The organism is Streptomyces sp. NPDC006544 (assembly GCF_040611715.1).
Classification (GTDB): domain Bacteria; phylum Actinomycetota; class Actinomycetes; order Streptomycetales; family Streptomycetaceae; genus Streptomyces.
Window position 1 is genome coordinate 45,571 of record NZ_JBEXOV010000024.1, and the last position, 18,619, is coordinate 64,189.

At 68.0% G+C, this 18,619-nt stretch carries 19 protein-coding genes and 3 pseudogenes; 11 read left to right on the forward strand and 11 right to left on the reverse strand.

The genetic code is table 11. The features are described 5' to 3' along the window. Positions 1 to 26 precede the first annotated feature (26 nt). The 5 genes and pseudogenes from ABZY44_RS14305 to ABZY44_RS14325 all read right to left on the reverse strand — a co-directional run bounded on the left by ABZY44_RS14305 (position 27) and on the right by ABZY44_RS14325 (position 2,448). Positions 27 to 200 carry a hypothetical protein gene (locus ABZY44_RS14305; RefSeq protein ID WP_356653427.1) on the reverse strand — a complete coding sequence of 58 codons (174 nt, stop codon included), beginning with the start codon at positions 198 to 200 and terminating at the stop codon, positions 27 to 29. Between the two features lie 100 nt (positions 201 to 300). Next, the gene (locus tag ABZY44_RS14310; RefSeq protein ID WP_356653429.1) at positions 301 to 849 is read right to left on the reverse strand and encodes a hypothetical protein; all 549 of its coding nucleotides are present in this window, start codon (positions 847 to 849) and stop codon (positions 301 to 303) included. 166 nt (positions 850 to 1,015) lie between these two features. After that, positions 1,016 to 1,369: an integrase core domain-containing protein gene (locus ABZY44_RS14315; protein ID WP_356653490.1), complete on the reverse strand. Its 354-nt coding sequence runs from the start codon at positions 1,367 to 1,369 to the stop codon at positions 1,016 to 1,018. Continuing rightward, a pseudogene (locus ABZY44_RS14320) lies at positions 1,264 to 1,605 on the reverse strand (DDE-type integrase/transposase/recombinase); the annotation flags it as partial. The pseudogene ABZY44_RS14320 and the gene ABZY44_RS14315, both read right to left, overlap by 106 nt. Positions 1,606 to 1,668: 63 nt before the next feature. After that, positions 1,669 to 2,448 (reverse strand): hypothetical protein, encoded by a 780-nt coding sequence (locus tag ABZY44_RS14325; protein ID WP_356653431.1) that lies wholly within the window; start codon positions 2,446 to 2,448, stop codon positions 1,669 to 1,671. A gap of 602 nt (positions 2,449 to 3,050) precedes the next feature. Here ABZY44_RS14325 and ABZY44_RS14330 point away from each other — a divergent pair. The 3 genes from ABZY44_RS14330 (at position 3,051) to lgt (ending at position 5,359) form a co-directional block, all read left to right on the forward strand. Further along, positions 3,051 to 3,599 carry a TetR/AcrR family transcriptional regulator gene (locus ABZY44_RS14330; RefSeq protein WP_356653433.1) on the forward strand — a complete coding sequence of 183 codons (549 nt, stop codon included), beginning with the start codon at positions 3,051 to 3,053 and terminating at the stop codon, positions 3,597 to 3,599. After that, the gene (locus tag ABZY44_RS14335; RefSeq protein WP_356653435.1) at positions 3,596 to 4,249 is read left to right on the forward strand and encodes a hypothetical protein; all 654 of its coding nucleotides are present in this window, start codon (positions 3,596 to 3,598) and stop codon (positions 4,247 to 4,249) included. The genes ABZY44_RS14330 and ABZY44_RS14335 overlap by 4 nt, the downstream gene beginning before the upstream one ends. A gap of 210 nt (positions 4,250 to 4,459) precedes the next feature. Continuing rightward, positions 4,460 to 5,359 (forward strand): prolipoprotein diacylglyceryl transferase, encoded by a 900-nt coding sequence (lgt, locus tag ABZY44_RS14340; protein ID WP_356653437.1) that lies wholly within the window; start codon positions 4,460 to 4,462, stop codon positions 5,357 to 5,359. 465 nt (positions 5,360 to 5,824) lie between these two features. Here the strand turns inward: lgt and ABZY44_RS14345 are convergent, their stop codons facing one another. Then, entirely contained in the window at positions 5,825 to 7,186 is a 1,362-nt protein-coding gene (locus ABZY44_RS14345) for an erythromycin esterase family protein (RefSeq protein ID WP_356653439.1), read from the reverse strand. A 496-nt stretch (positions 7,187 to 7,682) separates the two neighbouring features. On the opposite strand from ABZY44_RS14345, the gene ABZY44_RS14350 reads away from it, so the two are divergent. The 4 genes and pseudogenes from ABZY44_RS14350 (at position 7,683) to ABZY44_RS14365 (ending at position 11,994) form a co-directional block, all read left to right on the forward strand. Continuing rightward, on the forward strand, positions 7,683 to 8,741 hold the full coding sequence (locus ABZY44_RS14350; protein WP_356653441.1) for a sensor histidine kinase: 1,059 nt from the start codon (positions 7,683 to 7,685) through the stop codon (positions 8,739 to 8,741). Positions 8,742 to 8,744: 3 nt separating this feature from the next. Next, positions 8,745 to 9,454: pseudogene (locus tag ABZY44_RS14355) on the forward strand (response regulator transcription factor). Positions 9,455 to 9,966: 512 nt separating this feature from the next. Then, complete coding sequence (locus tag ABZY44_RS14360) at positions 9,967 to 11,055, forward strand: hypothetical protein (RefSeq protein WP_356653443.1); 1,089 nt, start codon at positions 9,967 to 9,969, stop codon at positions 11,053 to 11,055. A 78-nt stretch (positions 11,056 to 11,133) separates the two neighbouring features. Continuing rightward, entirely contained in the window at positions 11,134 to 11,994 is an 861-nt protein-coding gene (locus tag ABZY44_RS14365; RefSeq protein ID WP_356653445.1) for a DUF3592 domain-containing protein, read from the forward strand. An 83-nt stretch (positions 11,995 to 12,077) separates the two neighbouring features. Here the strand turns inward: ABZY44_RS14365 and ABZY44_RS14370 are convergent. Then, positions 12,078 to 12,296: pseudogene (locus tag ABZY44_RS14370) on the reverse strand (helicase associated domain-containing protein); the annotation flags it as partial. A 1,022-nt stretch (positions 12,297 to 13,318) separates the two neighbouring features. Between ABZY44_RS14370 and ABZY44_RS14375 the strand changes: the two are divergent. Together ABZY44_RS14375 and ABZY44_RS14380 are read left to right on the forward strand one after the other, a co-directional pair. Beyond that, positions 13,319 to 14,209: an aminoglycoside phosphotransferase family protein gene (locus ABZY44_RS14375; RefSeq protein ID WP_356653447.1), complete on the forward strand. Its 891-nt coding sequence runs from the start codon at positions 13,319 to 13,321 to the stop codon at positions 14,207 to 14,209. Between the two features lie 214 nt (positions 14,210 to 14,423). After that, positions 14,424 to 14,822, forward strand: coding sequence for a hypothetical protein (locus ABZY44_RS14380; protein WP_356653449.1), 399 nt, complete (start codon positions 14,424 to 14,426; stop codon positions 14,820 to 14,822). Positions 14,823 to 15,095: 273 nt separating this feature from the next. Here ABZY44_RS14380 and ABZY44_RS14385 read toward each other — a convergent pair whose 3' ends face one another. Beyond that, positions 15,096 to 15,374 (reverse strand): hypothetical protein, encoded by a 279-nt coding sequence (locus ABZY44_RS14385; protein ID WP_356653450.1) that lies wholly within the window; start codon positions 15,372 to 15,374, stop codon positions 15,096 to 15,098. A gap of 595 nt (positions 15,375 to 15,969) precedes the next feature. Here ABZY44_RS14385 and ABZY44_RS14390 point away from each other — a divergent pair. Continuing rightward, positions 15,970 to 16,233: a hypothetical protein gene (locus ABZY44_RS14390; protein ID WP_356653452.1), complete on the forward strand. Its 264-nt coding sequence runs from the start codon at positions 15,970 to 15,972 to the stop codon at positions 16,231 to 16,233. A 49-nt stretch (positions 16,234 to 16,282) separates the two neighbouring features. Here the strand turns inward: ABZY44_RS14390 and ABZY44_RS14395 are convergent, their stop codons facing one another. The 3 genes from ABZY44_RS14395 to ABZY44_RS14405 are packed head-to-tail and all read right to left on the reverse strand — an operon-like array spanning position 16,283 to position 18,048. Continuing rightward, positions 16,283 to 17,269: a DUF4937 domain-containing protein gene (locus ABZY44_RS14395; RefSeq protein WP_356653454.1), complete on the reverse strand. Its 987-nt coding sequence runs from the start codon at positions 17,267 to 17,269 to the stop codon at positions 16,283 to 16,285. Next, complete coding sequence (locus ABZY44_RS14400) at positions 17,160 to 17,873, reverse strand: LysR substrate-binding domain-containing protein (protein ID WP_356653492.1); 714 nt, start codon at positions 17,871 to 17,873, stop codon at positions 17,160 to 17,162. Before ABZY44_RS14400 ends, ABZY44_RS14395 begins: the two co-directional genes overlap by 110 nt. Before the next feature lie 16 nt (positions 17,874 to 17,889). Next, positions 17,890 to 18,048 (reverse strand): LysR family transcriptional regulator, encoded by a 159-nt coding sequence (locus ABZY44_RS14405; RefSeq protein WP_356653456.1) that lies wholly within the window; start codon positions 18,046 to 18,048, stop codon positions 17,890 to 17,892. A gap of 202 nt (positions 18,049 to 18,250) precedes the next feature. Between ABZY44_RS14405 and ABZY44_RS14410 the strand changes: the two genes are divergently transcribed. After that, positions 18,251 to 18,595, forward strand: coding sequence for a DoxX family protein (locus ABZY44_RS14410; RefSeq protein ID WP_356653458.1), 345 nt, complete (start codon positions 18,251 to 18,253; stop codon positions 18,593 to 18,595). Positions 18,596 to 18,619 lie beyond the last annotated feature (24 nt).

Consider the following 18,619-nt stretch of genomic DNA (forward strand, 5'->3'; position numbering starts at 1 on the left):
CGTGACCAGCAGTTACGGGACAGCCCTTAACCGGAGCTCGCGGGCCCGCAGATACACATCGTGGCTTTGGCTTCGATGACGGCCTCGACGTTGTCTCTGGTGGTGAGCAGGGCTTCGGTGCCGACGTGCTGGGCGTGTTCGAGGCCGAGGAAATGGTCGTCGGTCTCAGGGGGAAGAAGTCCGCAGTCCAGGTCGATCACCGTGCTCAGCGCTCCTCGTCGCGGTGGGGTTTCCCGGCGGCCTGGCCGGTTGCGGATGCCCCTCCGTTCCGCCGCCTACCCGCGCCGAGGGCGGTGCTTCTCAGGTTTGAGGGCCGGCGGCGCCGGCGTCCGGTGGGAAGGTGCTTCGCGCCGTGCGGGTCATCCGTCGCAGTGGCGACAGCGCGTACCCCGACATCACGTACCCGGCGCTGGCCGACAGGGAGCCGAGAGCAAGCAGGGCGAGCAGGGCGGAGGACGCGAGCGAGTCCCGGGATTGCCACCACGGGGGAGCCGGACAGGCGCCGTCCGCTCCGCTGGTCGCCGGGTACGGCGGGAGGCCGGGCCCCCGCCCCGGGCAGGCGGCGGGCGCCAGCGCACCCCGCTGCTCCAACCCCTGTCCGAGTACCGGATCGCTGCCTCTGCCCACGGCTTGCACCGCGAGCAGGGAGACGGCAGTGAGCAGCACCGCCCCGGCCGCCATGAACATCGCGCCGTAGAGGCAGGCGAGACGGGCGCGGGTCACGGGGCGGCGCTGCGGCGAAGGGCGGTCGTGGAAGGGCGCCCCGGCCCCGCCGTCTTCGGGCGCGGGCGACGGCGTGACATCCTGCCCGGCACCGTCGACGGCGCCGCCTCGGACTCGGATCGGCATCCCGTTTCCCTCCCCTGTGGTGTGATGGCCCCACTCTCTCCGCACCCCCTTAAACGGGGCGTCAGGACGGGCCGGGGGCCAGTACTGCAACGGCGTTTGGCGTGACTGGTGCCGCGCTGGGTATGGAGCGCGTCCGCTGTGAACCGTTCCGGGTTCGGTAGGGACTTCAGATTGTGGTTGTGGCCTGGGGTTTCGTGGCTGCTCGGTAGTCGTTCGCTTCGTCTTCGACGGGCGGGATGTGCCCTATTCCACCGTGGAGTCGGCGGTGGCAGTACCAGTCGATCCACTCCGCAGTGGCCAGCTCGACCTGGGTGAGGGTCTTCCAGGGCCGCCCGGGCTTGATGAGCTCGGTCTTGAACAGGCCGATGGCGGACTCCATGAGGGCGTTGTCGTAGGCGTCGCCGACCGATCCGATCGAGGCCGCGAGCCGGCGGCCTGCAGGTGCTCGGCGAGCCGGAAACTCGTGTATTGCGACCTCGCGTCCGAATGATGTATCAACTCGCCCCGCTGGTATGGGAATCCGTCGCGGTCGCGTTGCCACAGGCCAATCTCCAGGGCGTCCAGGACGAGCCTGGTCCTCTTCGTGGTGGCGGCCCACCAGCCTACGATCCGGCGGGAGAAGGTGTCCACGACGAACGCCACGTAGACGACGCCGGCGATCTCTCTCTCAGCGCGGACCGCGCCATCGACCGGGCGGCGTCTACCGACACCCGCTCCGGTTCCAGCGGCTTGCGCCTGGACGTGTCTGGCGGCCATACCCGTTCCTGACCCGCGGGCGCGGGCCGTGCGCGTGGCCGCCCTCGGTTCCCGGGGGCGTGTTCAGCGGGCCAGGTGCAGCCGGGTATGGAAGTACCCTGCCGCCTCCTTCCCTGCCGGGTCTTCTCCGAACGCGGTGACGGTGGTCACCGCGTTCTCCTGCTCCCGGGGGTCGGTGAAGCGCCGCTGGGGCTGGGTGGTGGCGGCCCGCTCGATCGCGAGGCCGTACGACTCCAGGCAGCCGGAGATCGCCCCGTAGTCGTGGGTGCGTAGGACGAAGGCAGCCACCGGCACGGGGTGGCCGATAGCGGTGAACAGCCGGGCGAAGGTGCGCTCGGTGAGGAAGCTGGTGCCGCCGGTGACGGTGATCAGGCCCGTTCCGGCCAGCGAGCCGCGCAGACGCTCCTCCGGCTCGGTGCGCTCCAGGTCCACGCAGTGCCCCTCGTCGAGCAGCCCGACGGCAACCGCGTAGTCCAGGGCGGGGCGCGAGACGTCGATGCCGATGACCCGCACGGCTTCGGGGCGGCGGCGGACCGCGTAGAAGTCAAGGTCGCGGGCCGCGAGTTCGGCGGTGGTGAGTTCGGCCGCACGGGTCGAGGTGTAGTGCGCGAAGAGTTCGTCGAGGGTGACGTCATGGTTGAGGAGGGCGGCGTTGATCCCGTAGGAGCAGCACACGTCGAGGACCGTACGCCGCCTCGGCCCGAGTTCGGCAGCAAGCGCGCGGAACACCGGCTGGGCGTGGCCTGGGGTCTGGTACTCGTACGGCCCCAGGGCGGTGAAGTACCCGCGGGGGTCGGGGAGAGCGTAGACGTCGTCGAAGCTGGTCATACCGACCGGGTTCATCGGGGTGCGCCTCCATGGCGTTCGGCGGAAGTGGGGCGGGACACGGATGCCCAGTCTTATCCGCCCACGCGCTGGCGACGAAAGGCCGCCGATCCGGCCACCAGCGCCGACCGGCCCGAATGCCGTCCGGCCGACGCATACACCACGGCCGGGGTCGCATGACTGAGGCCACGGGCTCGGTGCTGCGGTCAGGCGGAACTCGCCGATCGGGACTTCACGTTCAGGCTCGGCCGGTCAGAGTTCGACAGGCTCCGCCCTTGACGGCTAACGGCGTTAGCCATAGCGTGGCGCCATGCCTAGCTAACGCTGTTAGCCATTTCGATCGTCGCGATGTGAGAGGGCCGCAGTGAACACCGCTACAGCCGGCAGTCCCCCGTCCCGCAGCGACCCGCCCCGTCCCCTCCGGGGTACACGGGAGGCGTCAGAGTTCCAGTCCGGGGCATTGGCGGTCCCTGGGGAAGGGCACCAACCGCAAGCCGTTACCGCGCCCGTGTTCCTCGCTGGACCGGGCCCGTTGCCGCGGAACCCTGCACGGCGCACTGCTGGAATCCGATGTCCCACGCTGGCCGCATCCGGCATCGCCATCGCGCGGACGGCCTGCCATGGCTGACCGCGCGCAGCAGATCATGGCCGCTGCCCGGGAACTGCTCGACGCCGAAGGGCCGGAAGCGTTGTCGATGCGGCGCATCGCCGAGCGTGTCGGTATCCGGGCGCCTTCCTTGTACAAGCACTTTCCTGACAAGGCCGCTGTCGAGGCCGGGCTCCAGGCCCAGGGGATGACCCAGTTGGCGCAGGAGCTGGAGGCTGCCGAAGCAGAGATCGGCGTCGAACCACCCCTGCTTGTACTCGCCCGAGCCTACCGACGGCACGCGCTCGCCAGCCCGCACCTCTACCGCATCACCCACAGTCGGCCGCTCGCCCGCAACGCACTCCCCGAGGGACTCGAAGATCGCGCAGCGACGCCGCTGGCCCACGCGGTGCACGGCGACATCGACATCGCGCGCTCATTCTGGGCATTCGCGCACGGCATGGTCGTGCTCGAACTCGACGGCCGTTTCCCGCCCGACGCGGACCTGGATGCCGCATGGCGTACCGGCTGCGAGGCGTTCGCCCAGACGATTCGAAACAAGACCCGGGGAGACACCACATGACCACGATCGCCAGGGAGCCTGCCACCGGCATCACCCCCAGAGCCGCCGGGTACACACACGCCGCGGCATGGATCCTTGGGCTCGCCGCCGGGTGGGGAGCCACACCCGAGGTCGGTGACACACACGCCGGGATCACGACCGCGTACGCCGACCGGCCAGTCCAGGCGCTGGCCCAGGCGCTGCTCGTTCACGGTGTGGCAGCTGTCTGCCTCGTGGTCGTCGGATCTGGACTGCTCGACTGGGCCCGCCGTACCGGCAACGATGCGGCTCGCCTGGCCGGATGGGCCGGGAGAGTCGCGGGCGCGCTCGCATCCCTGCAACTTGTCCTGGAACTGATCGCAGTACCCGGAGCTGATTCAGCGTCACCGGGCAGGAGCGGCGCACTGTTCGAGATGGTCCAGCGCGTGGACGGCGTCAAGATGCTCGCGCTCGCCGCACTCGCGGCGGCTGCCTGCGCAGCCTGCCGCCACGGCACACTACTGCGGCGTTGGGAGGTCGTCATCGGCTGGGTCCTCGCGACCACGATCGCCACGTCCGGCATCGGTTACTTGCTCCTGTCCACTGCCTTGACCCCGACGGCACTCATTTCGTTGCCCTTGCTGCTGATCTGGATTGCCGCACTCGGCGCAGCCCTCAGGCACCGGCCCTGACCGCTCACTCGACCAGACGGGCGTCGCGACATCGGCCGCCCCTCAGGCGGGAAAGCAGGAGCGCGTCCGGGAAGCGGCTCGATTCGTGGGTGAGCCCGCTGCAAAGTGCGCCGTCGCCCGCCGGGCTTCTGATCAAGGACTCGGTTCAGTGCACGCCTGATTGCTCAGATGCTTACCAGTCCACTTGATTGAGACCTCTACGGAGTGACCATGGATCTTGCCTACCTTCCCAGTCCTTCGAGCGGGGTCCTTCACCTCGGCCCGGTTCCGTTGAGGGCGTACGCCTTCTGCATCATCCTGGGCATATTCGTCGCCGTCTGGCTCGGCAACCGGCGCTGGGCCGCGCGGGGCGGGGACCAGGGCGTCATCGCAGACGTCACCCTCTGGGCCGTGCCGTTCGGCCTCGCAGGGGGACGTCTGTACCACGTGGTCACCAGCCCCGACGCGTACTCCGGCGAACACGGCGAGCCGATCCGAGCCCTGTACATGTGGGAAGGCGGGCTCGGCATCTGGGGCGCCATCGCCCTGGGCGGGGTCGGCGCGTGGATCGGCTGCCGCCGCCACCGCATCCCCTTCCCCGCCTTCGCGGACGCCGTCGCCCCCGGCATAGCCCTGGCCCAGGCCATCGGCCGCTGGGGCAACTGGTTCAACCAGGAACTCTACGGCCGCCCCACCACACTTTCCTGGGGCCTGGAGATCGACCGCGCGCACCGCCCTTCCACCATGCTCGACATCACGACGTACCACCCCACCTTCCTCTACGAGTCCCTCTGGAACATAGGCGTCGCCGCACTGGTCCTCTGGGCGGCCCGCCGGTTCACGCTCGGTCACGGCAGGACCTTCGCCCTGTACGTCGCCGCCTACACGGTCGGCCGGTTCTGGACCGAATACCTGCGCATCGATACATCCCACACGTTCCTCGGCCTCCGTCTGAACGGCTGGACCTCGGTCGTGGTCTTCCTTGGCGCTATCACCTTCCTCGTCGTATCGGCCCGCCGCCACCCGGGCATCGAGGACGTGTCGCGGTCAAAGGACGAGGGCGGCTACGAGATGGCCGGCGAGCCGCTCCTGGGCGTCGCCAATCCAGGCAGGAGGAGCGACGCACGATGACACGTGAGATCGCCGGCGCAACCAGGAGCACCGGGCCCAGGGCCCCACGGCTCGCCTGAGGCTTGCAACTCCTTGCCAAGTACCCCGGTGATGCCGGGGCGGGACGAACTCATCGGGTACGGGACAAGACGCCCTTTCACTTACCCGAATCGGCATCGCCGCCGCAGCGGCAACCGGGGGGGCGCTCCCTCCGGCACCCTGTTGCGGCTGCCTCCACCCCCTGCCGGGCGCCGGGGCCAAAGGTCCGCTCCCTTGCCTGGGCCCGCGTCGGCGGTCCCCGTGAAGACACCTCCGAGTTCGAGGTCACCCCGAGCGTCATCGACCCTGATCCCGCCACGGGCGAACACCAAGACGGGCTCTTGCCCGGAACGGCAAACTTAAGTCACCGTTCCGGGCAAGATCCCTCAGAAATCGCCTAGAGGCGTGCAGGCCCCGCGTTCGTTCGGGCCCGGCGCCGCGAGGCTGTCACGGCTTCAGCTTGTCGGCCTCCCGGACTTCGTGCAGGTGGATGAGAACGTCGAAGGACTTGGCGATCGCGACGTCGCGCGGTTCCGCGGGGAACTGGGTGCCGAGGCTGAGCGTGGGCCGGGCGGTGTTCAGCCAGGTACGCGCGGGCTCCGGGGCGCGGCGGACGTCGAGGTAGAAGTTCTGGTGTCGGACCTGGTCGAGGGTGTGCTCGTTCCTGCCGGGGCCGGCGGCGCCGACGGTGAATTTCTTCCATTCGCCGCCGAGGGCAGCATCCTTGGACAGGAACGAGCCCTGGTTGAAGGTGAAGCCGATGGGGAGGTAATTCTTGCCCATGGTGTCGCGCAGGAATGAGCCCTGCGTCTTGGGATACATCTTGGGGTCGCTGGCCTCGTAGCCGACATGGTCGTTGTGTGCCGACAGCAGCACCTTGTCGCCGGTCTCTCGCTGCCACCAGGTGACGTTCTGGGCCATCACCTCATCGCGGAAGCGCTGCGAGGCAGCCACCGATTCGGGGTTGGTGACGTCAATCGTGAGAAATTTGGTGGTCTGGGCGATCGACCGGGCGTTCTGCTCAGCCCACACGAAGGCCTTGTCGCCCGAGCTCCCCAGCTTGCTGACCAGTGCCAGGGCTTGCTCCGCCTTGGCGGCGAGCTGCTGCCGTTCGGCGAGGGGCTTGCCCAGGTAGGCGAAGACATCGTCGATCGGGCGCAGGCCGGCGTAGAGCTCGTTGAGCTGGGGCAGCGCCGCCGGGTGGCTGCGCTGCACGTAGCCGGTCACCCGTCCGAAGAACTCGTCGCTCAGTGTGGGAGCGCCGACATCATTGCCCATGAAGTGGACAGTGCGGCTGGGATGGCTTCGGTTGTAATCCCGCATCCACTCGATAAGGCTCACGAACTCCTCTCGTTCCCAGGGCGAATTGCCGAGTTCCTTCTTGGCGATCTCCCGGACGTCTCCCTTTCCGGTCTGCAGGTATTCGTCGATCTGGAGCCCTGAGGACCAGCTCATCTCCAGAGAGAAAGTGGTGAAACCCTTCTTCTCCACGAGGTGACGGAAAATCCGCTCCTTCATGGTGAAGAACTCGTGGGAGCCGTGAGTGGCCTCGCCGAGGCCCACCACCTTGGCGTTGCCGACCATGGAGGTCAGGGCTTGCAGGTCCGCCGTGTTTCCCCCGGGCTCCGTCGAGCGCAGCGGATGGGCTGCCCGCTCCAGTGCGCGGACCGCGCTCTGCTTTCCGCCGCCCGTGGCGTCCTTGTCGACCGTGGCCGCATTGACCGCCATGGGAGTGAGGGCCGCCCCCACCGCGATGGCCACCGTCGCAAGGAGCTTACGGCGACTGATGCGTTTCTTGTGCGTAGCCATCTTGTTCAATCCTTCTATCAACTTACGTGTGGATTCTTCAGGAGAAGATGACCAGCGATAAGCGCCGAAGTCATGCCCCACACCATCTCGGAAAGTGCCCCATCAGCACATCACCGGAATGCGCGGAGATCGTACGAGCGTGGGATGAGAAGCTGTACGGGCCCCCAGGGCCCGTCGTCCTCTGGAATGGGACCCTGGTCCTGGTCCGGTTTCGGTCCTGGGGTTGAGCCGGGGGCCGCGGGATGCAGGGACAATTGCACAAGCAGAATCGATGCTGTGCGGACCGTCCGGCATTACTGCGGAAACCAGCTGGGAGCGAACCACCATGGCGACGCGTCGCAGAGCCCAACCGTCGCGCGAGGGACTGCGTGGGCGCTTCTTCCGGCTGGACGCCGGCCCATTGCCGTGGACCCGCAACGACGCCCTGCTGGCCACCGGCGCAGCTGTCGTAGATCTCATCGGATACATCGTGTTTTCGCAGGTCACGAATGTGCCCGTGTCGAATGTCGGCGTCCTGCTGGTGACCGTTTCCGCGCTGCCGCTGCTGGTGAGGCGACGCTTCCCGCTGACGGTCATGACCGTCAGCCCGATGCTCGCCGTGTTCCTGAATCTCACGACGTCCGTGAGCCATCACTTCGGTGCGACCCTCGCGATCGCCCTCTACTCGGCTGCACGAACTGGCCGCCGGTGGGCGACGGCCGCCCTGATGATCGGGGCGATCGGGGTCACCCTGCTCACCCCGGACCTCGCTCTCCCGCGCGGATTCCTGAACGTGACCAGCGCCGGCCTCGCCGCCTGCCTCATGGCTGCCACCGGCCTCGCGGTCAACCGATGGCAGCAGGAGACTGAGGCCAACCGTCGGCTCCTCACCGACCGGGCAGTGGCCGACGAACGCCGTCGCATCGCCCGGGAGCTGCACGACATCGTCGCCCATCGCATCACCACCATGCAGCTGATGGCGGGAGGCGCCCGCGCCAACCTCGACCACGACCGCGACGTCGTCCGCGGCGCCCTGGTCACCCTCGAACACTCAGGGCGGCTGGCCCTGCGCGAGATGAGACAGCTCCTCGATGTCCTGCGGACTGACGAGGACACCGCGGGCGACCGGCACAGCCCCCCGGAGGCGCCACTACCAGGCCCGGCCGACCTCGACCGCCTGATCAAGGAGTCCCGGCAGGCCGGACAGGCCGCCGACCTGACCATCGACGGCGATCCCGGACGACTGCCCTCGGTGGTCGGTGTCACCGTCTACCGGATCGTCCAGGAGGCCCTGACCAATGCCCGCAAGCACGCCGGGCCCAGTGTCCCGGTGAAGGTCCGCCTCAGTTGTCTGCCCGAACGCGTCCTTGTTTCCGTCACCGACGGAGGCCCGACGGCCGCCGCGCAGTCGCCGTCGGCTCCCGGCATCAGGCAGGGCGCCGGATACGGTCTGATCGGAATGCGCGAACGGGTCGCCCTGCACAGTGGCGTGCTGGAGGTCGGCCCGCTCCCGGAGGCCGGCTACCAGGTCGTGGCGAGCCTGCCGCTGAAAACACCGACGGGCGAGGAGAACTGACCGGTGAGTGGGACAGAAACCGAACACGAGGCCGTGGGCGAGCGGACGATCCGGGTACTGATCGCGGACGATCAGCCGCTCGTGCGGCGTGGCCTGGCGCTGATCCTCGGCCCCTCTCGGCCATTACCGTCGTTGCCGAGGCCGAGAACGGCGAGCAGGCTCTTGTCCTCGCCCACGAGCACAATCCCGATGTCGTGGTGATGGATATCAGGATGCCGGTCCTCGACGGGGTGGCGGCCACCGAGCGACTGGCCCGCGACCTGCCCAAGTGCCGGGTGCTCGCCCTGAGCACCTTCGACATGGACGATTACGTGGTCGCCGCCCTGCGCGCCGGCGCATACGGCTTCCTGCCCAAGGACAGCTCGCCCGAGGAGCTGGTGGCCGCGATCCGCACCGTCCACGCGGGCGAGGCCATTGTCGCGCCCCGGCTGCTGACCCGGCTGATCTCCGCCTACATCAAGAGCGAGCAGGTGGCGCCCCCGGATTGCCGACGGCCCGCCCCGGAAACCGCCTCCGATCTCACCCCACGAGAGGTGGAGGCCTGGCGACTACTGGCTACCGGCCTGGACAACAACGAGATCGCGCACGCCATGGAAATCACCGTCTCCACTGTCAAGAACTACATCACCAGGATCTTTGACAAACTCGGCGTCCGCGACCGGGCACAGGCGGTGATCGCGGCCTACGAGTCGGGCTTGGTTGCAGCGGGCTGATCGGCTCTCTCCTGGGCGCTGGCCTACGCCGCTGGCCAGCAGGGGTGTCGGATCGTCAGGTTCAGAGCCACGGGCATGACGTTCCGTTACCACCGGAGGTGAGACAGAGCGGTTGACCGTACAGACCGTGGCCGACCCCCTTCGTCGTACAGAGTGGCTGCCGGTGCGGGAGACGGGGCCTCAGTGGGTTGTACGCCCAGCTTCGACAGCCGTTCCTGCTGCTGGGTGCGATCTATCGGTGTGGGGCCAGTGGTGTGAGAGACAGTGGGCTCTGGTTTGTTGCTGCTGTGCAGGCTGCGTTTCGGGGCGTGTAGATCATGGATGTGAGAGATCTGGGTCCACCCACGGTCATGGAGTGAGAGAGGCCCAGGGGTCACCTGCTGACGCGAAAGCGAGAGATTGCACTTGCAGGTGCGCGGGGATGAGGCGCCCGCCATCGATCCCGCCGTGACCTGACGGGAGATCATACTGAGGTCTACCGGACGTCACCTGAGCCCAGCACAATCGCCTGTATGACGATCGCCACGGGCCCGCCGCTGCCCACGCACCACACACCCGTCGTGCTCGCACGGAGGTTTCTGACCGGTGGCGTGGTCGGCACGTCGCTCGCCGCGTGCGTCGTGGGCGGGATCGTCGAGTACGTGCCACTGTTCGTCACCGGCTTGGTCCTGCCCGCCGTCTACGGACTGCTGTCCTTCCTCGCCGGTAGGCCGAGAAGGGCCCGGGAGGCAGCAGTCGCGCCCCGCACGGCGCTCGCGACGATCGAGAGCATGGAGGCCGTTCGGGGCGAGCCGAGCGACATACCGGTGCGGTTCGAGCTCACCGTCGCACCAGACGACGGGTCGGCGTACCGGGTTGAGATCACGCAGGACATAAACCTCGTGGACCTGTGCGACTACCGGCCGCGTGGCGTCGTGGTGGTCCAGTACCCGCCGGACCGGCCGTGGCGGGTGCGGATCGTCAAGCGGCCGACACCGGAGTGGGAGGGCCGGGTGGCCTCGGCCCGCCTCGACTCGGCGCCCGGGACGGTCAGGGTGGCCGCGCCCCCGGAGGACCCTGCCTTCGGCTTCGTCGCGCTCCTCGGCCTGCTGCTCGGTGCGGTCCTTGTGGTGCTGCTGTTCCGCGCGGACCTCTTCGACCGGGACGACACCACTAAGTCGCTTTCGCCTGCGCCGCCGCCCGTCTCCTCCCCCTCGTCGACCACGGTGGTGTCGTCGGTGTCCGCAACGGTCGAACTGGGTCGAGGTCAGTCGTTTCTCGACAAGGGTGAGCTGGACCGGACTGTCGGCTCACTCACCAGAGGCGGACGCCAGGCGCTCACCGTCGTCGTGCAAGAGCGCCTGCTGTCGGTCGTGTTTTCGCCGACCAATACCCAGACCCCGGGGTTCGACCTTCGCGCGCTGCCCTACGACCGTTTTCCCGCCCTGGTCGAGGAGGCCACGAACACCCTCGGCGTGCAGTCCCCGCGGGCCTGGCAGATCACCGCCGATCGGCTTACCGGTTCCCTCACCATCAGGGTCGTCGTGACCGGGGCCGAGGGCACGGCGTCACTGGAGGCGGAGGGACAGGGCAAGGTGGTGCGGCGCGTGCCCGCACGGTGAGGTGCCCTGGGGCCGCGCCGTTCCGGACGGCAGGGGTGTGCTCGGTGGCTGTTCCCGAAGTGGCAGGAGGAAACACGGATGGGCTGGCACGGATATGGGGTGCTGTGGTGCGCCTTGTTCGGCACGGTCGCGCTGGTCGGCTACGGGAGGTCACTGGCCGGCGTGACCCGGGCCCAGCGGACGGTTCGGGCGACCGGGCGGATCGAGCGGGTGGGAGAGCCACGGCACGGAAGCTCCCCGAACGACGGGATAGCCGTGGTCGTATCCTTCCAAGACCCCCTCACCGGCCAGGAGTTCACTGTCACAAACGACGGTGAGCGAGGCGAGAGGATCAGCGCGGCTTGGACGGGTCGGGAGATCGGCGTCCACTACCCGCGCGGAAGGGCCCACGCCTTCCGCTTCACCAACGACCGTTCCGAAGGCGGGCGGGGACTCGGATGGCCGACCTTCGCGCTCTTCCTCGTCTACGCCGGTCTGGTCGTCGTCGCCGCGATCGACTGGGGCTGGCCGTGGGCTCTGCTCGGCTTCTGCGGGCCGTGGGCCCTCTTCGGGGTCTACCACCTGCCCGGGAACATACGCGACAGGAACCGCCGTCTCGACGAGCTAGCCGCCATGGCTGCCGTGTCCGGCCGCGTCGTCGCCGTGCTCAAGAACGTCAGCACCGACGACGAGGGCCACACCTCCACCCACCTGGTGCCGGTCGTCACCTTCACCACCCTCGACGGCAGGGCCGTCACGGCCTACTGCGAGTCAGGACTGCCGAACCCCGCCGGATCGCGGGGCCTGGACGTCACGATTCACTACGCCTCCGACGACCCGGCCGTCTTCACCCTGGACGTCGAGGGCGAACGCCGGTCCTGGAAGCAGGACATGGCCGTCAATGTCGTGGGTGTTCTGGTCGTGGCAGCGGCGGCCGTGGTGGGAGTGGTCGCGCTGTGAGAGCTTCCCAGCACCTTTCCAGCTTCAGGAGGAGATAAGCTGTGCGGACTCCGGGGCAGCCTGTGGGTTGTCACTGGCTCTGCCTACTCCATACCCAGCTTCGCAAGTACGGTGAGTTGGTCGGCGTCCAGGCGGTCCCTCCTCGTCTTGGTGTTGGAGATCCATACGCCGAGCTTGATGGCCACCGGCTGCTCCGTCTCGCCTTTGACCGTGACCTCCTCTCGGTGTGCCCTCGGGACTGGCCGGTGGGCTCCTTCCCGCTCGACCCACTGCCTGAGGGCTGCCAGGCCTCGCTGGAATGAACCGTTCCGGGTTCGGTAGTAATGCCGCTTAGATAAGGGGTGTGAGTCCGTGAGTTACGCCCCAGCACGCGGACCCGGAAGCTGTTGTCGCCATCCGCGAGACTGATCAAATCCACTGCGTACCCTTTGCTCCGCCCACCGACATCTGTCAGGACTCATGGTGGCCAACCAGATCCTCGGGCACCACCAGGTTGGCCCAGCCCCATTCTGTTAGGGGTTCTTACAGCGGTGCAGGCCTGGCAGGCGGACGCGATGGGGTCGCGCTCGATCATGTAGCGGGCCTGGTCGGTGGTGATGGTGCCGCCCGTGGGGCCTTTGATCGCCCAGCAGCGGGGTTTGTGGATCCGGATTCCGGGTCCGGTCCCCGGCGCTCCGGCGGGTAGCGGTACCTGCTCGCAGACCCATTCGTCGGGGACCGTTTCGGCCGGGGTGGCTGGCGCGGGCGGGGCCGGCGCGGGGAGGACCGGCGCGGTGGGGGGTGAGGGTGGCCGTCGACGCAGCATGGGGACGTCGTCGTACGCCACCCCGGGTACGGGGCGTACGCGGGCGCCGGGGACGTCCATCTCGATAAGTTCGGGAGTCAGGTCCGCGCCGGTGCTCGCGGCGCGGTGATCCACCCCCGCAGGGCCACGCGCTACACCCACTGCCCGGCATCGGTCTGCCACCTGCGCACGGGCCGTCCGGCGACCTCGCCGTCGGGCAGGAGAACGCGGACCGGCGGGAGCAGGCCGGTTGAGGGTGTGCGGGCGCGGCCTGGCCGCGCGGTGCCTGACCTGCCATGGCTCTCTATTCGCGCAACTGTTCGAATGCAGCAAACGTGGTGCGCCCTGTCCCGTCTCAAGTGATCTGGTCCGAGGATGCGGCTGTGACCTGGGGCGACCAGAACGGTTGAGACACCTGGGTGATCGAAAATCTCAGTTGATCTGGCCCCTGGCATCTGAATACTGGGTGTCGTCTCAGTTGATCTGGTCTGCTTCCGGCGTTTCGAGTTGAACTTGTGGAAAAGCTTGCGAGGGGTGCCCATGCACGATGACCAAGTGGACGTGACCGCCGAAATCGTTGCGACCTTGATCAGAGAACAGTTCCCTCAGTGGAGCGGCAAGGCGATCCGACTCGTGTCGTCGACCGGGACGGTCAACGCCATCTTCCGCATCGGGAACGACCTCTCTGCGCGTTTCCCACTGCGTCTGGCCGATGCCGCCGAGGCGCTGACGGTTCTGGAACAGGAAGCCCAGGCGAGCGCGGAGCTGGCACAGGTGTCTCGGTTCCCCGCTCCGGAACCCGTCGCCTTGGGAAAGCCTGGAGCGAGTTACCCCATGCCGTGGTCGGTCCAGACATGGCTCCAGGGAACGGTCGCCTCTGATGCCGACCCGAGTGGGTCGGACGCTTTTGCCGAGGACCTTGCGGCCTTCATCGCAGCCCTGAGGGACGCCGAGACGCGGGGGCGGCTTTTCAGCGGCGAAAATCGTGGCGGCGTTCTCGCTCACCACGACGATTGGATGGCGAAGTGCTTCGAGGAGAGTAAGGGACTGCTCGACGTGCCCCGGCTGCGTCAGGTGTGGAGCCATTTTCGGGAGTTGCCACGCACGGGTGCCGACGTGATGAGCCATGGTGACTTGATTCCGGGCAATGTGCTGGTCGCGGGAGACCGGCTCAGCGGCGTGCTCGACACCGGCGGCTTCGGCCCAGCCGACCCCGCGCTGGATCTGGTCAGTGCCTGGCACCTGTTGCAGCCAGGCCCACGGGAAGTGCTCCGGCGGACACTGGCCTGTGACGATCTGGAGTGGGAGCGGGGCAAGGCATGGGCGTTCGAACAGGCGATGGGTCTTGTCTGGTACTACGTCGAGAGCAATCCGACGATGAGCAGAATGGGGCGCCGGACACTCGACCGCATTCTGGAGTCGATGGAGTGATGACAGGTCTCCTCAGACAACCTGGCGAACCAGATCTTCTGAGACAACGAGCGAATCAGACCCGACCAACTGAGACAGAGACCAGACCACCAGAGACGGGACACGCCCGCCTCCCGGCCTACTTCACTGTGCCTCTGTCCTGTGCCATCGAACCTTGACCGCCCAGGTCAGGGCCTCGTTGAGCAGTGTCAGAACCTTGCTGAATGATCGGGCCATGCTGATTGCGACCAACGAACGCGGCCATGTGGTGAAGCGACCCTCCAAGCCGGCCATTGGGAAGATGCTGGCCGACCTGCAACGGGGGAACGCTCACCTGGTCTTGGAGCGGGTGGACGAGGAGCGTTCCGGCAGCTGGTACATCCAGGTCCTGCTCCGTGAGAACAACACCTTCCAGCTCGAATTCCGGGACGGCGTGGCTGAGCTGCACTACCAGACACAGACGATCTCCCAGCAGAAGGTCCTCGGAGCCCTGCTCGGCTGGGCCGGTGCAGCGCCGGACTGGCGGGACAACTTCATGTGGAACAACATCTCCGAGCAGTTCGGCCCGAGCGACCGTGAGAGCCCGGAGCCGCCGGGTGGCGAGGCGCCCTCGACTGGTGCGCATACGGGCTGACCACGACGGCCAAGATGCGATGGCACGAACCGCACAGCGGCCAAATTTTAGTGGCAATCGGTCAAGGTTCGATGGCACAGGACAGCCTCGCAGCGATAGATGTCACCTCGCAGCGCAAACCGTTACCGCCTTGGAGATCGATCTGTGTGCCCGGCCCTGTGTCGAACCATGCCGCCGGCTCTCCGTTCCTTGTTCAGCGACGGCGGGGCACAGTCCTCACACGGCAGTTCGACGAATCCAGGCCTTTGATCTTGTGGGTGGAGGACCATGAGGTCATGAGGTCATGAGGGCTTTGTGGTGGGCCTTGGCTGCGGCCGGGACCGTGGCTGCGGTCACGTTGCTGGTCTGGGTGTCGGCGGGAGACCTTGAGCGGTCCAGCCAGGTGTGGGGGGTGGCCGGGGCCATCGCCGGAATGGGCGCACTGGTGGTGGGTCTGCTGCAGCTGCGGGCGTCGGCCACCGCGGCGGCCGCAGCTGCAGCGGCGGTGCCCGTTCCGTCGTGCGCGCGGGCGGCGGCGCCATCGCCGCAGGCGGCAACGTCCGCAATGCCCATGCACGTGACACTTCTCCGTCGGCCGGTAGCGCCCCGGCGCCTGGTGGCAGCCCGGGGATCTCCGCGACCGGAGGAGCAATCGCTGCTGGTGGTGACGTCGACGGGTCGACCGCCCAGAGGGGAGCGTGAAGCTCCCACGCTGGGGGCAGCCCACCAGCAAGGGGAGCCATCCGACAACCGCCGAACCGGCAGAACCGTCGGTGCACGCCGACCGGGGGTCGCTCGCAGCGGGCCGGGACATCCTCAACTCGTTGGCCCTCTACGTCGAGAACGGCACGATCCTGCCTCGGGAGGCGTACGGGCCGGTCGCTGACGTCCAGGCACCCGCCGGGTTATGCAATGCGCCTGCGACGAAGCTGTTCGTCGGCCGAACCGAGGCCCTGACCCTGCTAGACGCCGCTTTCGCGACACCCGGCGAGGTCATCGTGCAGGCTGTCCACGGCCTGGGCGGAATCGGGAAGTCAAGCCTGGCCGCCCACTGGGCCCGCCGGCACCACACTGGCAACCCCGCTGGTGGATCACTTCCGACAGCCCGGAAGCAATCGACGCCGGCCTCGCCGAACTCGCCCGTTCCCTCCAGCCCGCGCTGGCCGTCATGCCTACCGCGTTCCTCGTGGAACGCGCACTCCAATGGCTGACCACCCACGACGACTGGCTCATCCTCCTGGACAACGTCGAACGCCCCAGCGACATCACCGGGCTGCTCGACCGTGTCGGGACGGGCCGCTTCCTGGTCACTACCCGTCGCGCCACCGGCTGGCATCACACCGCCACCTCCGTGCGCCTCGACGTTCTCGCCGAGAGCGAGGCCGTGGACCCGTTGCCAGCCTCGGTCATCCAGGTCTCGCAGGCGGCGTGAGAGAAGAAGCCGCTCCGGCCAGTTCTCGTCACCTTCACCACCGCGCCACTCATGGTGTGCCGACCTGCTCTTCGCGCAGCCGTGCCGGCTGGCGGCACCGGTGGAGGGCCGTGATGTGTCTGTCCTTCTCGGCTGGTTGCCGATCGGGCAGGACGCGCCAGGACGCTTCGAGGGACAGCACGTGGCCGGTCATCGCCTGGATGTCGTTCTGGGGCAGGGCGCTGGAGCGCAGGGCCGGCAGATGCCCGACGACATAGCGTTGGTGGGCAGTTGAGCCGGACCACAGGGTCGTGACCAGGTAGCGGTTCGTGTCAAGTCGCGTGACGACCCCGGCGAGCATGCCGCCGGCCGCAGCCATACCGGGCGTCCACACCTCGCGCTGGGCTTCGAGGAAGCGCCTCTTGCGGCCTGGCAGCAGACGGCAGTCGGCGACCCGCAGGAGAACGGCTGATTCGAGAGCGCTGGACAGGTCGGCTGAGTCCCCTCCCATTTCAAGGACGATCTCCCCGGTGGCGACGTCGATCCCGGTGTAGACGGCGCTTTGCCGGTTGTCGACGACCACAGCATCGTGTCGCTCGCGCATGAAGCACCGGTAGGCCTCTGCACCGCTCCACAACCCCAGCACATGCGCACGGCCGGTCTCCGTATCCCAGCCCCCCACCTGCCCGACCAGGCCCGGCTGGTCGCTGATCGTCGACCAGGCGCTCTGGGCTGCGGAGAACCGCTCCCGCGCTGTCACCGGCACTCGGCACCCGATCCACTTGCCCCACATGTGCAGTCTGCCTCTCAGCCGTGCCGAACTCGACGAACAGATGCAGCAAATGATCGGGCGCAGACCCCGGTCGGCGTCAATCGGCCCACGGACCGATCCGACTGGGACCCGCGACGTACGGCCTACGGCGTAGCCTGGCCGGACGCGGCAGGACTCACATAGCCGCCGTGCCCAAACTGCGCACCGTCTGTGCGAGACCGCGGATGAGGTCGTTTTCCGTCTCGGTGTGCCACACCAAGCCCCATCGCAGAGAGCGTTCCTCATCGAACGGCAGGTAGACGATGTCGGGGCGGGCGTTGTAACGAGTGGCGTGCGCTCCGGTGAGGGTCACGATTCCGCCGTCGGCCACGACGGCGATGTTCTCCTCCCAGCTCGCCACCACCTCCAGGCGGGGAACCTTACGGCCTGCCGGGGTGTAGAACGGCTGGAAGGCGTTCTCCCAGGAAGCGGGCACGTCCACCGCCGGTGACAACACCCCGCAGTCGGCGAGGTGCTCCAGCGACGCGGAGTCCCGTCCGGCCAAGGGGTGGTGTACACCGACGCCGAGCACCTGCGGTTCGGAAAACAGCACGGGGCCGGTGGTGAGGTCGGGCTCGTCCACCGGCAGCCAGGCGATCAGCACATCCCCATCCCCTCGGCGCAGTGGTCCGAAGGGGTCCTGGGAGGCGCTGTGGCGCAGCCGCAGTTCACAGTGGGGGTGCCGGGAGCGGATGGCTGCCCAGAACGGCTTCAGATCGTGGCCATTGGTGTTCACCATGCCGACGCGCAGCACAGCGGTGACGCCCCCGGCGGCCATCCTGGCTCTCTGCAGGCTGTGGAGCAGACCGCGATAGACGGGCCGCAGGTCATCGCGGAGCTGCTCCCCCAAGGGGGTCACGCGAACGTTACGACGGGTGGAGCGATCGAACAACACACCGCCGATGCGGGCGTTCCTGCTCCTTGATGGCCTGGCTGACCCGGGCCTGGGACACGTGCAGCCGGACCGCGGTGCGCCCGAAGTGCAGCTCCTCGGTCAGAGTCAGGAAGATCTCGATGTCGCGCATCTCCACCGTGGCACGCCCCCGTTCGGTCCTCCTGATCGGTTCGAGATAACCCGCAGGTGATCGGGGCTATAAGCGATCCGATCTTGATCGGGACGACCGGCGTGCGTGAGCCTGGGAGCCGCCGGCAGTCGCTCCGGCCAGACGATCGACCTCATACGCACGCCCGCCCGCCACGGACCCGAACGAACCCAGGAGCATCCACATGTCCACCACCGTCGTCGTCACCGTTCTGACCGCTGTCTGGGTCGGCTTCTCCGGCCTGTCCCTGATGCGCAGAGCCCCATTCGTCGTCGAACCGCTCCTCCAGTACGAGGTGCCCAGATCCTGGTGGGCACCGCTCGCCCTGGCCAAGCTCGCCGGCGCGGTCGGCCTGCTGATCGGGTTGGCCGTACCTGTGGTCGGGTACCTCGCCGGAACCGGCCTGGTCCTCTACTTCCTCGGCGCTGTCATCACCGTGCTGCGGGCCCGTTCGTACAAGACCGTCGCCTTCCCCCTGCTCTACCTGGCTCCGGTCACGGCCACCCTCGCCCTGGGTCTCGCCGCCTGACAGCCGCGCGTCACGGCTCGGACC

Bases quoted from the DNA above. Each gene is read 5' to 3' on its own strand.
- ABZY44_RS14310 (WP_356653429.1), bottom strand. From the start codon at position 849: ATGCCGATCCGAGTCCGAGGCGGCGCCGTCGACGGTGCCGGGCAGGAT.
- ABZY44_RS14325 (WP_356653431.1), bottom strand. From the start codon at position 2,448: ATGAACCCGGTCGGTATGACCAGCTTCGACGACGTCTACGCTCTCCCC.
- ABZY44_RS14330 (WP_356653433.1), top strand. From the start codon at position 3,051: ATGGCTGACCGCGCGCAGCAGATCATGGCCGCTGCCCGGGAACTGCTC.
- ABZY44_RS14335 (WP_356653435.1), top strand. From the start codon at position 3,596: ATGACCACGATCGCCAGGGAGCCTGCCACCGGCATCACCCCCAGAGCC.
- lgt (WP_356653437.1), top strand. From the start codon at position 4,460: ATGGATCTTGCCTACCTTCCCAGTCCTTCGAGCGGGGTCCTTCACCTC.
- ABZY44_RS14345 (WP_356653439.1), bottom strand. From the start codon at position 7,186: ATGGCTACGCACAAGAAACGCATCAGTCGCCGTAAGCTCCTTGCGACG.
- ABZY44_RS14360 (WP_356653443.1), top strand. From the start codon at position 9,967: ATGACGATCGCCACGGGCCCGCCGCTGCCCACGCACCACACACCCGTC.
- ABZY44_RS14365 (WP_356653445.1), top strand. From the start codon at position 11,134: ATGGGCTGGCACGGATATGGGGTGCTGTGGTGCGCCTTGTTCGGCACG.
- ABZY44_RS14375 (WP_356653447.1), top strand. From the start codon at position 13,319: ATGCACGATGACCAAGTGGACGTGACCGCCGAAATCGTTGCGACCTTG.
- ABZY44_RS14380 (WP_356653449.1), top strand. From the start codon at position 14,424: ATGCTGATTGCGACCAACGAACGCGGCCATGTGGTGAAGCGACCCTCC.
- ABZY44_RS14385 (WP_356653450.1), bottom strand. From the start codon at position 15,374: ATGGGCATTGCGGACGTTGCCGCCTGCGGCGATGGCGCCGCCGCCCGC.
- ABZY44_RS14390 (WP_356653452.1), top strand. From the start codon at position 15,970: ATGCCTACCGCGTTCCTCGTGGAACGCGCACTCCAATGGCTGACCACC.
- ABZY44_RS14395 (WP_356653454.1), bottom strand. From the start codon at position 17,269: ATGAGGAACGCTCTCTGCGATGGGGCTTGGTGTGGCACACCGAGACGG.
- ABZY44_RS14405 (WP_356653456.1), bottom strand. From the start codon at position 18,048: ATGCGCGACATCGAGATCTTCCTGACTCTGACCGAGGAGCTGCACTTC.
- ABZY44_RS14410 (WP_356653458.1), top strand. From the start codon at position 18,251: ATGTCCACCACCGTCGTCGTCACCGTTCTGACCGCTGTCTGGGTCGGC.